The sequence below is a fragment of the Paracidovorax anthurii genome, from assembly GCF_003269065.1.
GTDB classification, from domain to species: Bacteria; Pseudomonadota; Gammaproteobacteria; order Burkholderiales; family Burkholderiaceae_C; genus Paracidovorax; species Paracidovorax anthurii.
In genome coordinates this window covers 30893-44950 of the sequence record NZ_QLTA01000042.1, presented here as the reverse complement: position 1 = coordinate 44950, position 14058 = coordinate 30893, and the positions used below count along the sequence as shown (strand labels likewise).

Annotated in this window: 15 protein-coding genes; 5 read left to right on the top strand and 10 right to left on the bottom strand. The window is 67.8% G+C overall.

What is annotated here, in order from left to right; all coding sequences use genetic code 11:
- Positions 1-307: transposase (locus tag AX018_RS18080; protein WP_245951660.1), on the bottom strand; the 307-nt coding region annotated here is incomplete at its 3' end.
- 127 nt (positions 308-434) lie between these two features.
- On the opposite strand from AX018_RS18080, the gene AX018_RS18075 reads away from it, so the two are divergent.
- The 3 genes from AX018_RS18075 (at position 435) to AX018_RS18065 (ending at position 3379) form a co-directional block, all read left to right on the top strand.
- Positions 435-1430, top strand: coding sequence for a tripartite tricarboxylate transporter substrate-binding protein (locus AX018_RS18075; protein ID WP_111880095.1), 996 nt, complete (start codon positions 435-437; stop codon positions 1428-1430).
- A 270-nt stretch (positions 1431-1700) separates the two neighbouring features.
- Positions 1701-2732 carry a transglutaminase family protein gene (locus AX018_RS18070; protein WP_111880092.1) on the top strand — a complete coding sequence of 344 codons (1032 nt, stop codon included), beginning with the start codon at positions 1701-1703 and terminating at the stop codon, positions 2730-2732.
- Complete coding sequence (locus AX018_RS18065; protein ID WP_111880089.1) at positions 2660-3379, top strand: RHS repeat-associated core domain-containing protein; 720 nt, start codon at positions 2660-2662, stop codon at positions 3377-3379. Before AX018_RS18070 ends, AX018_RS18065 begins: the two co-directional genes overlap by 73 nt.
- A 377-nt stretch (positions 3380-3756) precedes the next feature.
- Here AX018_RS18065 and AX018_RS18055 read toward each other — a convergent pair whose 3' ends face one another.
- The 3 genes from AX018_RS18055 to AX018_RS18045 form a co-directional block, all read right to left on the bottom strand.
- A complete protein-coding gene (locus AX018_RS18055; RefSeq protein WP_111880113.1) occupies positions 3757-4263 on the bottom strand; it encodes a GNAT family N-acetyltransferase in 507 nt (168 codons plus the stop codon).
- Positions 4264-4439: 176 nt separating this feature from the next.
- The gene (locus AX018_RS18050; RefSeq protein ID WP_111880084.1) at positions 4440-4766 is read right to left on the bottom strand and encodes a DUF1840 domain-containing protein; all 327 of its coding nucleotides are present in this window, start codon (positions 4764-4766) and stop codon (positions 4440-4442) included.
- A 45-nt stretch (positions 4767-4811) separates the two neighbouring features.
- Positions 4812-6098, bottom strand: coding sequence for a class I SAM-dependent methyltransferase (locus AX018_RS18045; protein WP_111880081.1), 1287 nt, complete (start codon positions 6096-6098; stop codon positions 4812-4814).
- Positions 6099-6307: 209 nt separating this feature from the next.
- Here AX018_RS18045 and AX018_RS18040 point away from each other — a divergent pair, with 209 nt between their 5' ends.
- Both AX018_RS18040 and AX018_RS18035 read left to right on the top strand, forming a co-directional pair.
- Positions 6308-7192: a flagellin N-terminal helical domain-containing protein gene (locus tag AX018_RS18040; RefSeq protein WP_111880074.1), complete on the top strand. Its 885-nt coding sequence runs from the start codon at positions 6308-6310 to the stop codon at positions 7190-7192.
- A gap of 167 nt (positions 7193-7359) precedes the next feature.
- A complete protein-coding gene (locus tag AX018_RS18035; RefSeq protein ID WP_111880072.1) occupies positions 7360-8376 on the top strand; it encodes a hypothetical protein in 1017 nt (338 codons plus the stop codon).
- 39 nt (positions 8377-8415) lie between these two features.
- Here AX018_RS18035 and AX018_RS18030 read toward each other — a convergent pair whose 3' ends face one another.
- The 6 genes from AX018_RS18030 to fliN all read right to left on the bottom strand — a co-directional run bounded on the left by AX018_RS18030 (position 8416) and on the right by fliN (position 14055).
- Positions 8416-10503, bottom strand: coding sequence for a flagellar biosynthesis protein FlhA (locus tag AX018_RS18030; protein ID WP_111880069.1), 2088 nt, complete (start codon positions 10501-10503; stop codon positions 8416-8418).
- Between the two features lie 11 nt (positions 10504-10514).
- Positions 10515-11645, bottom strand: a complete 1131-nt coding sequence (gene flhB, locus AX018_RS18025) for a flagellar type III secretion system protein FlhB (protein ID WP_111880066.1) — start codon at positions 11643-11645, stop codon at positions 10515-10517.
- A complete protein-coding gene (gene fliR / locus AX018_RS18020) occupies positions 11638-12459 on the bottom strand; it encodes a flagellar biosynthetic protein FliR (protein WP_245951658.1) in 822 nt (273 codons plus the stop codon). The genes flhB and fliR overlap by 8 nt, the downstream gene beginning before the upstream one ends.
- 180 nt (positions 12460-12639) lie before the next feature.
- On the bottom strand, positions 12640-12912 hold the full coding sequence (gene fliQ / locus AX018_RS18015; protein WP_111880061.1) for a flagellar biosynthesis protein FliQ: 273 nt from the start codon (positions 12910-12912) through the stop codon (positions 12640-12642).
- A gap of 4 nt (positions 12913-12916) precedes the next feature.
- Positions 12917-13639 carry a flagellar type III secretion system pore protein FliP gene (gene fliP / locus AX018_RS18010; RefSeq protein WP_111880111.1) on the bottom strand — a complete coding sequence of 241 codons (723 nt, stop codon included), beginning with the start codon at positions 13637-13639 and terminating at the stop codon, positions 12917-12919.
- 71 nt (positions 13640-13710) lie between these two features.
- Positions 13711-14055: a flagellar motor switch protein FliN gene (gene fliN, locus AX018_RS18005; RefSeq protein ID WP_111880059.1), complete on the bottom strand. Its 345-nt coding sequence runs from the start codon at positions 14053-14055 to the stop codon at positions 13711-13713.
- Positions 14056-14058: the final 3 nt, after the last annotated feature.

Sequence of the window (14058 nt, the reverse complement as noted above, 5' to 3'; positions counted from 1 at the left end):
GTTGCGCCCCAGTCTCTCGCGGGCCGCGCCAACCTGATTTTTTTAAAGCCTGCTCCAGCACGCTCACTCCGTGCTGGTCAGGCTCGCTCCACTTGCGCCAGTACGCATAGACGTTGTGCCACTTGGGGAACTGCGGCGGCAGATAGCGCCACTGACAACCCGTGCGAAGCAGGTACAGCACTGCACAGAACACTTCGTACAGGTCCAGCTTGATCGGTTTGGTGCTGCGCCGAACGCTGCGCAGCAGCGGCTCGATCTCGGCAAACTTCTCTCTACTGATGTCGCTTGGGTATGGCTTTCTTTTCACCCCAGGATTGTCGGGGGAGATCGTAAACACGCTCTTAAAACCCCGCCCTCCGCAGCCTCAGTGATTACCTTGATGTGACGCCCAAAGGCCGTGACTATCATGGCACGTCTTTACGCTGAGGATCACCATGAAAATGCATTTCAAGACCACGCTGCTGGCCGCCGCCGCGACCGTTGCCGTGTTCGGAGCCCAGGCCCAGCAGGCCTTCCCGTCCAAGGACAAGACGGTCACCATCGTCGTGCCCTTCGCGGCCGGCGGCCCGACCGACCGCGTGGCCCGCGACCTGGCCGAGGCCATGCGCAAGCCCCTGGGCGGCGTGAGCGTCGTCATCGACAACGCCGCCGGCGCCGGCAGCAGCATCGGCACCGCCAAGGTGGCGCGCGCCACGCCCGATGGCTACACGCTGCTGCTCAACCACATCGCCATGGCGACGATGCCCTCGCTCTACCGCAAGCTGCCCTTCAGCGTGCCCAACGACTTCGAGTACCTGGGCATCGTGAACGACGTGCCCATGACGCTCATCGGCCGCCCCTCGCTGTCGGCCAACAACTACAAGGAGCTCGCCACCTGGATCGAGCAGAACAAGGGCAAGATCAACCTGGGCCACGCGGGCCTGGGCGCCGCATCGCACCTGTGCGGCCTGCTCTACCAGAGCGCGATCAAGGTCGAGATGACCACCGTGGCCTACAAGGGCACGGCCCCCGCCATCACCGACCTGATCGGCGGCCAGATCGACCTGCTGTGCGACCAGACCACCAACACCACCTCGCAGATCGAGGCCAAGAAGGTCAAGTCGTACGCCGTCACCACGTCCAAGCGCCTCGCCACGCCTTCGCTGAAAGACCTGCCCACGCTGGCCGAGTCCGGCGTGAAGGACTTCCAGGTCACGATCTGGCACGGCCTCTACGCGCCCAAGGGCACGCCCGCCGACGTAACGAAGAAGCTCAACGACGCCCTCAAGGCCGCCCTGAAGGACCCCGACTTCATCAAGAAGCAGGAAGGCCTGGGCGCCGTGGTGGCCGCCGACCAGCGCGTCGAGCCCGCCGAGCACAAGAAGTTCGTGCAGGCCGAGATCGATAAGTGGGGCACCATCATCAAGGCCGCCGGCACCTACGCGGACTGACGCGCGCATCCTTCACTCCAGTCCACAACGCCCCTCGCCCCGGGGCGTTCTTTCAGGGCGGGCTTGCGATCTGCCACGCAAACAACGAACCGGTTATTGATACGCAGTTCGCCCCAATGCAGCCTACGAGGTTGGAGAGCGTTCGTCATTGCCAATACCCGAGGTTGCTGTGCGCCTGATCCATCCAACCGGACCGTTTCAACGGTGTGGAAGGAGCAGTTGGATTGCTGCGCCACGTCACCGGCGGGAATCGTTTGTTCTCTGTACAAGATGCCACAGGTCACGCGCTTCCTCGCATTGGTTTTCGCGTTGTCGTGCTTTTCTGCATCGGCACAACTGCAGTCCACAGCTATTCGCGATGCAGCCGAATATCGAGGAATAGCCTCCGACACACGGATCAAAACCCTCAAGGCACTCCTCGGGCAGCCCGAGGCGGACATCGATCTGGCTCGTGTGAAACTGACCATCGACCACATGATCGACCCTCACATCGATGTCGAAGGCACCTTGGCCCAACTCGATGCAATGGCCAATGAAATTCGACGACTCTATCCCGCGAATGCCAGCAAGCAGGTTGCCGTTGAAACACTTCGGGCCTATCTGCACGGACCAGACCCTCAACGCCCGCACCCGTTCCGATATGACCTGGATGATCCGCAGGGAACGAAGGTGTCGAACAAGCTGATCCCGACCTATCTGAAGACCAAAAAGGGCAACTGTGTATCCATGCCCGTTCTATTTGTCATCCTGGGGCAGAAGCTGGGGATTGATGTCACGCTTGCCCGGGCGCCTCGGCACTTCTTCGTGAAGTATCGGGACACACGGGGCCGGTTTCTCAATCTGGAGACGACTTCGGGCGGATTTCCGCGTATGGATTCAAGCTACCAGCGTGACACGCCCATGACGACAAAAGCACTGGCCAATGGCGTGTACATGCGGCCTTTGAGTCGACGCGAGGCAGCAGCCGCGATGGCAGAAACACTGCGCCAACATTTTTTTGAGCAAGGCCAAGTGCCTCATGGCCTCGCCGTTGCGTCCATGATGCTCGAACATGCGCCGGATGACGCGGAAACCATGGTGAACCAGAGCTATGGCTATTGGCTGCTGGAGAAGAAGAACTTTCAGGCCAAGTACCCGAACCCCAACACCATTCCGCACGGGCTTCGACCATACTTGCGTGATCTGCAAGAAAAGCAGGCGTTCTGGCGAAGCAAGGCAGAAGCACTAGGATGGCACGAGCCAGACCCATCCCGGGAAGAGCAATACAAGCAGATCGTCAACAAAGCTCGCAGCGCTTCATAACAACGACAGGGGAGTGGAAAGTGATGAGTCATCGCAGGGTTCATATTTCTTTCATCGTGGCTGTGATGCTCTGCAGTGCTGGCAGCGCGACTGCTCGTTATTTGCAAGCGGACCCGATAGGGCTTGATGGAGGCTGGAATCGGTTCGGGTACGTTGAGGGTGATCCTGTGAACCATGTCGACCCCACAGGTCTCGATGTCGTCGTGATCACAGGCGGTCGTCGCGAAGCCACCAACCCCTTTGGTCACACGGCAGTGGGTGTAACGGGCGCAGGAATCTACAGCTACGGCAACAACACCCCGCTTGGCGGCTCTCCGTTGAGCTACTTACAGTCCCAAAGTCAATTCCGAGATCAGCAGGTCACCATCATTCCTCGCTCTTTTGAGCAGGATCAGGCAGCACTTGGCAATTTGTCGCGCAACAGTTGCAGGAATTGCGTGGGAATACTCGACAACTGTGCAGTGAGAACAGATTCAGCACTGCGCGCCAGCGGGGTAAAAACAAACATGTCTCCTTTCCCAGGTGGGGTGGCTCGCGATGCCGCACGGACACCGGGCGCTATCAACTATTACATCCCCAAGGGTGGTCCGATTCCTCCCGAGGTCGTTGATGCGATGAAGCCCTTCACTCCCCCGAATGTGCCATGAGGAATCGGCCGCAAGCCATTTACAAATGGACGACCTTCGGGTGGTTCATTGGCGTGTGCGTTCACCTGGCCTGGTCATTGCTACGGCAACGCACCCAGACACCGACGGAGGAGGTGTACACACAGATGCTTTCTTTCCAGATAGCCAGTTTCACCGTGACGACCCTGCCTTACTGGCTGGGCGCTCTGCTTGCGATCCTGATCTTTGAATTTGCAGTCTTTGGGCGCAAGGCCAGATGACCCCACGTCTTCGCCCGGCTCGGCGCGCACAGAACCTTTCGGCGTCCACTCATTAACGCAATAGTGACGGAGCGCAGGCAGTGGAGCGCGCATACGGCAACCATTGCGCGGGCCCCGGAGGCACGGCAGCCACAGGCATCACAGGGGGAGCCACAAGGTCTCGCGCGCGGCCGGATCGAGGGTCTGCCACTGGCGTTCCATGACCGCCCTCAGCCCGGCGCCGATCCGGTCGGACGGCATCGGGCGAAACCCATGCTTTCGGAACCACGGCCCGTTCCAGATCGGCACCTTGAACGTCGTCAAAGTCACCGCCGGGGCCTCCAGGGCGGTGGCGTGCTCCATGACCGACGACAGCAGCACCTTCCCGATCCCGCGACCGGACGCGCCGGGCTCGACCGAGATGTTGTCCAGGTAGAGCAATCCGTCGAGCGGCCGCATGGCGGCAAAGCCCACGACCGCCTGGCTGGCGCCATCGACGGCCACCTCGACGCGGCAGGCCTTGAACCGGTCGGCGCTCAGCGGAGGCGCATAGGCGATGTGAGCGAGAGGGGGAACGGCGCTGTAGCGCCCACGCGCCCGTGCCGAGATGAGGCTCAGGCGCTCAATATCATCCATGTTCGACAGGCGCAGGGTGAAACCGCCCATGATGCTCTCCTGATGTCGTCGCCGCGGTTTCTCCACCGGACGGATCGCTTGGCCGCCATGGGCCGAACCCGGCCCGCAGCCGAGGCGTGCCGGGGGCCCCTCAACGAATTGGATGGGTGGGTGGGTGGCTCCGGGTGGCGGATCACCGAGCCCCATCCTCCGCGGGCCGCCGCCGGCTACCAGGTCACTTCCTTGCCCTCGGCGGCGCTGCGGCGCAGCATGTCGATGAAGGGCGCGGCGCGCTGGCGCAGCCGCACGGCATCCGCCGGCTCGCGCGCATCGTCGTCGCCGTCGGCATCCGCCGCGTTACCCGCCTCGGTACGGCGCGCCTCGTCGGCCGCCACGGCGGCCTCCAGCGCCTGGATGGCGCCGGGGATCTGCTCGGGCGTGACGATGCCGTGCGCATCGTCGGGGGATTTGCCGATGGCCTGCAGGATCTGCCGACCGTGGGCCGGCAGCAGGATGAGGTCGGCCGTGGCGCGGGATTTGAATTTGTAGAGCATGGATGCCTGTCGGAGAGCCGTGGAAGAAAAAGAAAAGGGTGGGGATCAGGCGGCGAGCGCCGCGCCCGCATACATGTAGCCGCGCTGGAAGGGGTAGTCGGACTGCGCTCCCGGCATGGTGCCGGAGTCGATCCGGCCGTCCGGCCGGATGGCGAGCATCTGGTGCAGCGCCATCCAGCCGCGCTCGAACCCCATGGCGCTGCCGGCCAGATAGAGCCGGTAGGCGCGCAGGACCCTGGCGCCGCGCTCGGCGCCGGCCTCCTCGGCCAGGATCGCCCCGGCCTCGGGCAGGCGCGCCTCCAGCGCGTCGGACCAGGCCCACAGGGTGCGCGCATAGTGGGGCCGCAGGTTCTCGGTATCGACCATCTCCAGGCCCTCGGCCGCCATGCCGCGCAGCACCGCGCCCACGTGCACCAGCTCGCCACCGGGGAAGATGTACTTCTCGATGAAATCACCCATGCCCGCGCCCAACTGGGTGTTGCCCACCCCGCCGGCCGTGATGCCGTGGTTGAGCAGCAGCCCGCCGGGCCGCAGCAGACTGCGAATGCACGCGAAATATGCCGGCAGCCGGGCGCGGCCCACGTGCTCGAACATGCCCACCGAGGCGATCTTGTCGAACGGCCGGGGCTCGGTGGCGGGCAGCTCGCGGTAGTCGCACAGCAGCATGCGCGCCCGGCCCGCGAGGCCGCGCTCGGCGATCAGGCGCGTGGCGTGCGCGTGCTGGTGGCGCGAGAGGGTGATGCCCGTGGCCTCCACCCCGTAGTGCTCCGCCGCCCAGAGCAGCAGCCCGCCCCATCCCGCTCCGATGTCGAGGAAGCGCTCGCCGGGGGCCAGCCGCAGCTTGCGGCAGATGAGGTCGAGCTTGGCCTCCTGCGCCTCGGGCAGCGCCATGTCCGCGTCGCGGTAGTAGGCGCAGGAATACACCCGGCGCGGATCGAGCCAGAGCGCGTAGAAACGGTCGGAAAGGTCGTAGTGGAACTGTATCTGCCGCGCGTCCCGCCCCCGCGTATGCCCCCAGCGGGAGCGCGCCCGGTGCCGCAGCGACCGCCACCAGCCGCAGGATTCACGCACGGGATCGCCGCGCAGCACGGTGCCCGCCACGGCCATCAGGTCACGGATACGGCCCTCCATGGCCACCCGGCCCTCCACGATGGCCGTGCCCACGTCACCCAGATTGCCGCGCACCAGGGAGGCCAGCGCCACCACGTCGCTGAACCGCAGCACCACGCGGGCATCGCGGCCGCCGAGCCGCTGGCCCCCGGGCAACTCCAGCGCCAGACCGACCGGAGAGGCGGCCAGGCGGTCTTCCAGGGCGTGCATCAGGTGTTTCATGCGGCGGATTGTTGGAGCGGGCCTCGCGGAGCGTCAATGGCCACTGTGTTACAGAAAAAGCGCGTCCATCCCCCCTCCCGGGGCCGGTCCCGGCAGGGCCGGGGGAAAAAAATCGCGCCCCGCATTTAAGGCCCGCGCGAAACCCGTCGCCCTTGAGGGTAGGAGGCGAAAAAAGCACCGGCCTCCAACCAGTTTCACAGGAGTCTTTCATGCTGAGCCTACACACCAACACCGCATCGCTGTCCACCCAGAACGCCATCGGCCAGACGCAGAAGTCGCTGAACACCTCGCTGACGCGCCTGGGCACGGGCTACAAGATCAACTCCGCCCAGGACGGCGCCGCCGACCTGCAGATCGCCTCCCGCCTGCTGGCCCAGACGCGCGGCCAGACCGTGGCGCAGAAGAACACCCAGAACGGCATCTCCATGCTGCAGGTGGCCGACGGCGGCCTGGACGAGGTGAACAACATCCTGCTGCGCATGAAGGACCTGGCCACCGAAGCCTTCACGGCCTCGACCTCCAGCGACGACAAGACCGCCCTGCAGTCCGAATACGACGCCCTGGGCAAGGAACTGGCCAACATCGTCAAGAACACCTCCTTCGGCGGCAAGCAGCTGCTCAGCAACGGCTCCTCGGTGGACGGCACGGGCGGCGTGCTCTCCTCCAGCACCCTCACGTTCCAGATCGGCGCCTCCTCCAGCGAGACCATGAGCGTGGACACGCAGACCTCCCTCACCTCGCTGACCTCCGCGCTGGCCAGCGTGAGCGACATGTTCGCCACCACGCCCACGGGCTCGGGCGTCGAGCTGACGGGCACCAGCAACGCCATCATCGACACCATCAAGGGCGCCATCGACAAGGTGGGCACGATGCGTGCCGAACTGGGCGCCTCGGCCAACCGCCTCGAACACATCTACACCAACCTGGGCAACATGAGCTCGAGCACCGAGGCAGCCCGCGGCCGCATCATGGACGTGGACTACGCCCAGGAATCGGCCAACTCCACCGCCAAGCAGCTGCTGCTGCAGGCCGGCACCTCCTCGCTCAAGCAGGCCAACAGCCTGTCGCAGCTGGTGCTGTCGCTGCTGCAGTAATCCCGGCCCGCTCCAGGCGCGGCGGCCCGCCGCCGCCGCCTCCGGGTGTGGCCCTCCGCCGCGCCCGGCAGAGCCAACCGCGCCCGGGCGGTTGGCTTTTTTGTTTTTCGTGCGGGATGCGTGCATCCCGCACCCGATCGGCGCACCATACGCTCCGGGGACATCGCATGGGACCGGACTCCTTCATCACCAGGCCCGCCGCCTCGCCGCTGCCTGCCTACGCCCGCGTCGCCCCCCCAGGGGCAGCCGCCGGCGTGGCGCGCGACCCCGGCATGGTGGGCGAGACGCTGCGCCTGCGCTTCGCCGAGGCCGTGGGGGATGTGCTGCGGGCGGAAACGCCCCAGGGGATGTCGCTGTGGCTCTCGGGCGCCGGCCGCTGGGCAGGCGCCCTATCCCCCGGCGACCTGCTGATGGTGCGGGTGCTGGCCACCGCCCCCCGGCTGGAAGTGGAGGTGGTCCACCCGCCGGCACCGGCCGCCCCCGCCGCCGGCCCCTCCCCGTGGGAAGGCGACGCCGACCCCCTGCCCCGCGCCCTGCGCTGGGACCAGGCGGCCGCGCAGGCCATGGCCCGCAACGGCCCGCCGGACACCGCCCTGCTGGCCGCGTCCTGGCAGGCCCTGCTGCGGCGCGAGGCCCATGCGCTGCGCGAAGCCGTGGCCCATGCGCCCGCCGACATGCCGCTGCTGCCCGGGCCGGGCGCCGAGAAACACTGGGCCTGGCCGGTGCTGGCCTGGGCCGCGCTGCCGCTGCTGCTGCGCGTCTTCGACGTGGCGGACGACCCCGCCGCCGACGCCGGCACGCCGGACCGCCCCCGCCCGCGCGGCCTCGGACGCCGCACGGTGCTGTGCCTGGACCTGCGCTGGGCCCACTGGGGGCGCGTGCTCGTGCAATTGCACGCCCTGCAGCCGGGCGCCCTCGCGCTGCGCCTGCATGCCGAGGATGCCCAGCGCCTGCCCCTGCTGCGCGCCCTCGTGCCGCGCATCGCCGCGGCCCTGGCCGCCACGGGGCTGCGGCTGGTGCGCTGCCAGGTCACGGCCGGCGCCATCCCGCCCCACGGCCATCCCTCGGGGCCCGCCTGGCCGCCCCGCTGGCAGGACGCCATGTCCCTCACCTCCGACGTGTTCCGCGCCGCCGCCGAAGCCGTCACCGTGCTGGCGGAGCCGCCCGGGGCACTGGCCGCCTGAAGGCGGGCCGCGCCAGGGCGGCGCGGACGCGGGCCGGCGTCAGCCCAGGGCCCCGACCACCGACACCTCGCGCTGCTCGGGAATCTCGTTGTACGACAGCACGTGCAGCCCCGGAGCGAACAGCCGCGCATAGCGCGCGAGCAGCGGCCGGATCTGCGGCATCACCAGCAGCACCGGCACGGCGCCCTGCTGCTTCATCTGGGCGCGGATCGCGGGCATGTTGAGCTGCATCTGCGACAGCAGGTTCGGATCGATGGGGAAGTTGTCCAGCGCCACCTTGCCCGCCTGCCGCGCCTGGTTGAGCGAGGTGAGCAACATGTTCTCCAGCTCCGCGCCCAGGTTGAACACCTTGATGTCGCGCGCCGGCCCCACCAGCGCGGTGACGATCTGCCGCCGCAGGGTGCAGCGCACCTCCGCCGCGAGCAGGATCGGGTCTTTCGTGGTCTCGGAGGCCTCCAGCAGCGTGGTGGCGATGGGCACGATGTCCTTGAGCGACACCTGCTCGGCCAGCAGCACGCGAAAGACCTTGAGGATCTGGCTGTGCGAGAGCGCCTTCTCCAGCGCCGCCGACAGCTTGGGCGCCTGCACCGCGAGCCGCTCCAGCAGCGCGGGCACGTCCTCGTGCCGGATCAGCTCGGAGAAGTGGTCCTGGATCAGCTTGGACACGTGGGTGGCGATCACACTGGGCCCATCGACCACCTGGTAGCCCAGCCCGAGCGCATGGGCCTTGGCGTCGGGCTCGATCCACGTCACGGGCAGGCCGTAGGCGGGCTCCAGGCTCGGGATGCCGTCGAGCTGACCGTACACCTGCGGCGAGGGGATCGCCATGAGCCGGTCGGCAAAGACCTCCGCCTGGGCGATGGGGGCGCCGCCCAGGTGCACCACGTACTGCGTGGGCGGCAGCGACAGGTCGTCGCGCAGCGCGATGGGCGGCAGCAGCAGGCCGCTGGCCTCGCTCAGGCTCTGGCGCACGCCCTTCAGGCGCTTGACCACGGCGCCGCCCTGGGCGGGATCGATGAGGCTGGCGAGCTTATAGCCCACGGTCACCGCCACCGGCTCGACGAAGGGCAGGCCGCGCCAGTCCAGCTCGGGCGGCGGCGCCGCGATGAGCGCGGTCTCCACCGCGGCGTTGTCCGCCGCCTCCGGCACCTGCGCGCGCTGCGCCATGCGCCAGCCCACGTAGGTGAGCACGGCGGCGAAGCACAGGAAGGTGGGCCAGGGCATGCCGGGGATGAGGCCCAGCACCAGCATCAGGCCGGCGGCGCCGTAGAGCACGCTGGGCGAGGCCAGCAGCTGCTGCCCCACCTGGTCCTCGAACTGGCCCGAATCGCTGATGCGCGTGACGATGATGGCCGCCGCGGCCGACAGCAGCAGCGCCGGGATCTGCCCCACCAGGCCGTCGCCGATGGTCAGCAGCGCGTACTGGCGGAAGGCATCGGAGAACGTGAGCCCGTGCATCAGCGCGCCGATGGCCACGCCGCCGATCAGGTTCACGACCAGGATCAGGATGCTGGCGACCGCATCGCCGCGCACGAACTTGGAGGCACCGTCCATCGCGCCGTAGAAATCGGCCTCGTTGGCCACCTCCTGCCGGCGCGCCTGGGCCTTTTCCTGGTTGATGAGGCCCGCGTTCAGGTCGGCGTCGATCGCCATCTGCTTGCCGGGCAGCGCATCCAGGGTGAAGCGCGCCGACACATCGGAGATGCGCTCCGCGCCCTTGGTCACCACGATGAAGTTGATGATCATCAGGATGATGAACACCACCAGGCCCACCACGAAGTTGCCGCCGATGACCACGTTGCCGAAGGCCTCGATCACGCGGCCGGCCGCGTGCGTGCCCTCGTGCCCGTGCAGCAGCACCACGCGCGTGGAGGCCACGTTGAGCGAGAGCCGCATCAGCGTGGTGGCCAGGATCACCGTGGGGAAGATCGAGAAATCCAGCGGCTGCCGGCTGTTCACGCTCACCAGGATCACCACCATCGACAGCACGATGTTGAACGTGAACAGCACGTCCAGCAGCATCGGCGGCAGCGGCAGGATGATCATCGCCAGGATCGCCAGCAGGAAGGCGGGCGTGGCGAAGCGGTGGCGTCGCAGTTCGGCGAAGACTTTGCGCAGGGTATCCATGGGCGGAGCGGTCAGGTGAGGTGGTCCGGGACGGCGAGGTCGGGGGGCAGCGCGGGCCGCGTCGGCCGGCGGCCGGACTGGAAGGCCTTGAGCTGCAGCACGTAGCCCAGCACCTGGGCGACGGCCTTGTAGAGGGGTGCCGGGATCTGCTGGTAGACCTGGCTCGTGTGGTAGACGGCACGGGCGAGCGGCGGGATCTCGACCACTTCCACGCCGTGCTCTCGGGCCACGGCGCGGATGTAGAGCGCCATCTCGTCCACGCCCTTGGCCACCACGAACGGCGCCTCGGCGCGCTGCGCGTCGTAGCGCAGCGCCACGGCATAGTGCTCGGGGTTGACCACCACCACGTCGGCATCGGGCACGGTCTTGCGCACGCTGCGGCGCGCCATCTGCAGCTGCAGGCGGCGGATGCGCTGGCGCACCTCAGGGCGGCCCTCGGCCGACTTGTGCTCTTCCTTGATCTCCTGCTTGCTCATGCGCTGGCCGCGCAGGAACACGAAGCGCTGGATGGGCACGTCGATGAGCGCGAAGAGCACGAACACCGCCATCAGGGCCAGCAGCGCGTCGAGCACCATGTCCGTCCCCGCGAGCAGCGCGGCATCGAGCGGGCGCTGCTGCAGCCGCAGGAAGTCCGGCAGCTGCCGGCTCACCACGTAATGGAGCACGCCCAGCAGCGTGAGCGCCTTGAGCAGCGCCGAGCCGAAATCCACCGCATGCTGCATGGCGAAGACCCGCCGGAAATACCCCAGCGGATTGAACTTGCTCCACTGCGGCTGGAAGTGGCGGCCGGTCCACACCCAGCCCCCCGACAACAGCGTGCCGGCCACGATGCACAGCGGCACGGCAAACAGCGGCAGCACCATCTGCATGATGAGCCGCAGCGCGTCCAGCCACACCACGGACTGCAGGTTCTCCAGTGCGTCCGGGGCATCCAGCGGCGCGATGGCGTGCAGGAAGAGCCCGCGGAAATCCTCCAGCCATCCGGGCAGCAGCAGCACCGCGATCTTCAGGCCCGCCACCACGCCCACGGCCGTGGCGAGGTCGCGCGAGCGCGCCACCTGGCCCTGCTCGCGCGCCTTGCGCAGCTTCTGGGGCGAGGCCTTCTCGGTCTTGTCGCCGCCACCCGCGCCCGCGTCAGCCATGGGCCGTGGCCTGCATCAGCTGCCGGATCATCTCCAGCACCCGCGCGCTCATGCGCACATAGTGCTCGGGCACCGAGCGCACCACCTGGGCCAGCACCAGCAGCCCCAGCAGCGTCACCAGCGAAAAGCCGAGCGAGAAAAGATTGAACGAGGGCGCCACCCGGTTGAGCAGCCCCATGCCGATCTGCACGACAAGCGTGGAGAAGATCACCGGCGTGGCCAGCAGCAGCGCCGCGCTGAACACCCAGGCCACGGCATGGGGCACGGCCTGCAGCGTCAGGCTGGCGATGCCCGATCCCACGGGCCACGCGCGAAAGCTCGCGCCCGCCACGCCCGCAACCACCAGATGGCCATCCACGGCGAAGAAGACCAGTGCCACCAGGATGAAGATCAGCCCCGAGATGACATCGGACGAGGTGCCGTTCATCGGATCGTTCATGATCGCCATGGCCAGGCCCATCTGCGCCGACACCAGGTAGCCCAGCACCATGAAGGCCGCGATGACCAGGTGGAAGGCCAGGCCCAGGATCAACCCGATCAGCGCCTGCTCGGCCGTGGTCACCATGCCCGCGATGGAGAACGGGTCCACCGCCACCGCGGGCTGCGCCACGGGCAGCAGGATCACGGCCATCACCAGCGACAGCAGGATGCGCACCGTGACCGGCACCATGTTCTCGCCGATCACCGGGGCGGCGCTGAGCAGCGCCATCACGCGGCAAAACGGCCACCACAGCGCGGTGAGCCCCGTGACCATCTGTGCGAAAAGTGCCTGCTCCGCCATGGCGACCCCGTTCACACCGCTGCAGCGATCCATGGCGCCACCCGCAGCCCATGGCACCAGCGCTGCGCCCCCCGCCCGGCGGCCGCGGAGCCGGCCATGCCAGCGGACGCCGTGGAGCGGGCTGCGCCCGGCCACCGGCGTCGTCCCCCTTCCCGCGCGCAGCGCGAGAGAAGGGGGAAGGCGCGAAGCGCCAGAGGGGGTTGCCGCTTCATTTCAGCCCACGAGGACCGCGGCGCGCTGGAAGATGCCGATGCAGTAGTCCATCAGCATGGTGGTCATCCAGCGGCCCAGCAGGGTGAGCGCGAGCAGGGTCACCAGCAGGCGCGGCAGGAAACTCAGGGTCTGCTCGTTGATCTGCGTGGCCGCCTGCAGCAGGCTCACCACCAGCCCCACCACGAGGCCCGGCAGGATCAGCACCGACACCAGCAGCATCACGAGCCGCAGGCTGTCGCTCACGAGGTCCACGGCGATATCGGGCGTCAGCATGGCCTCAGCCCCCTCCCGCGGCGCGGATGCTGCTCACCAGCGTGTTCACGGTGAGCGTCCAGCCGTCCACCAGCACGAACAGCAGCAGCTTGAGCGGCAGCGAGATCACGAGCGGCGACAGCATCATCATCCCCATGGCCATCAGCACCGAGGCCACCACGAGATCGATCACGAGGAACGGGATGAACAGCATGCACCCGATCTGGAAGGCCGTCTTCAGCTCGCTGAGCACGAAGGCCGCGAGCTTGACGGTGAAGGCGTGGTCCTTGGGGTCGGCCACGCCCGCTTCGCCGGCGAGCGATGCGATCTGCGCCAGCGCCGTCTTGCTGGTCTGCGCCAGCATGAAGCGCGAGAGCGGCACCTCGGCGGTCTGGAGCGCCTGCACCAGCGTGATGCGGCCCTCGTCGTAGGGCACGAAGGCCTCGCGCCAGATCTGGTCGCCCAGCGGCCGCATGACCAGCAGCGTGAGGATGAGCGCCACCCCCGTGATGATGCGCGTGGGCAGGCCCTGCTGCAGCCCCAGGGCCTGGCGCAGCAGCGACAGCACGATCACGAAGCGGGTGAAGCTCGTCATCATGAGCACCATCGCGGGCAGCAGCCCGAGCAGGGTCATGAGGACGAGGATCTGGCTCTTGACCGTGAGCTCGGTCGAATTGCCGACCGTGGTCGCGCCGAAGATCGGCACCGGCGCGGCCGCGGCCGCCAGGGGCAGCAGCGCGCAGGCCATCAGCAGCGCCGCGCCCACGCCCGGCCCGCGCCAGCCACGCCCGGCGATGCCCTCCAAGCCGCCGCGCAGGATCACGCCAGTCCGTCCAGGTCGATGTCGGTCAGCTCGACCACCTTGAGGCCGTAGTTCTCGCCCGAGACCACGACCTCGGCACGCCCGATCGCCGTGCCGTTCACCTTGATGGTGAGCGGCTCGCCGGCCAGCGTGTCGAGCTCGATCACGCTCTCATGGCCGAGCTGCAGCAGATCGTGCAGGGACACCCGCGCGGCGCCCACTTCGAGGGTCACGGTCACGGGGATCTTGCGCATCATCTGCGGCAAATCGCGCGCGGGGCGCCGCGCGGGCGCGGGCGCCTCGGCGGGCGCGTCGTTCAGCAGCGCGTGCAGGTCGTCGGCGCCATCGGTGGGGGATGTCATGTC

Bases quoted from the DNA above. Each gene is read 5' to 3' on its own strand.
- fliN (WP_111880059.1), bottom strand. From the start codon at position 14,055: ATGACATCCCCCACCGATGGCGCCGACGACCTGCACGCGCTGCTGAAC.
- fliP (WP_111880111.1), bottom strand. From the start codon at position 13,639: ATGGCCTGCGCGCTGCTGCCCCTGGCGGCCGCGGCCGCGCCGGTGCCG.
- AX018_RS18070 (WP_111880092.1), top strand. From the start codon at position 1,701: ATGCCACAGGTCACGCGCTTCCTCGCATTGGTTTTCGCGTTGTCGTGC.
- fliQ (WP_111880061.1), bottom strand. From the start codon at position 12,912: ATGCTGACGCCCGATATCGCCGTGGACCTCGTGAGCGACAGCCTGCGG.
- AX018_RS18050 (WP_111880084.1), bottom strand. From the start codon at position 4,766: ATGCTCTACAAATTCAAATCCCGCGCCACGGCCGACCTCATCCTGCTG.
- flhB (WP_111880066.1), bottom strand. From the start codon at position 11,645: ATGGCTGACGCGGGCGCGGGTGGCGGCGACAAGACCGAGAAGGCCTCG.
- AX018_RS18045 (WP_111880081.1), bottom strand. From the start codon at position 6,098: ATGAAACACCTGATGCACGCCCTGGAAGACCGCCTGGCCGCCTCTCCG.
- AX018_RS18075 (WP_111880095.1), top strand. From the start codon at position 435: ATGAAAATGCATTTCAAGACCACGCTGCTGGCCGCCGCCGCGACCGTT.
- fliR (WP_245951658.1), bottom strand. From the start codon at position 12,459: ATGGATCGCTGCAGCGGTGTGAACGGGGTCGCCATGGCGGAGCAGGCA.
- AX018_RS18035 (WP_111880072.1), top strand. From the start codon at position 7,360: ATGGGACCGGACTCCTTCATCACCAGGCCCGCCGCCTCGCCGCTGCCT.
- AX018_RS18030 (WP_111880069.1), bottom strand. From the start codon at position 10,503: ATGGATACCCTGCGCAAAGTCTTCGCCGAACTGCGACGCCACCGCTTC.
- AX018_RS18055 (WP_111880113.1), bottom strand. From the start codon at position 4,263: ATGGGCGGTTTCACCCTGCGCCTGTCGAACATGGATGATATTGAGCGC.
- AX018_RS18040 (WP_111880074.1), top strand. From the start codon at position 6,308: ATGCTGAGCCTACACACCAACACCGCATCGCTGTCCACCCAGAACGCC.
- AX018_RS18065 (WP_111880089.1), top strand. From the start codon at position 2,660: ATGGCACGAGCCAGACCCATCCCGGGAAGAGCAATACAAGCAGATCGT.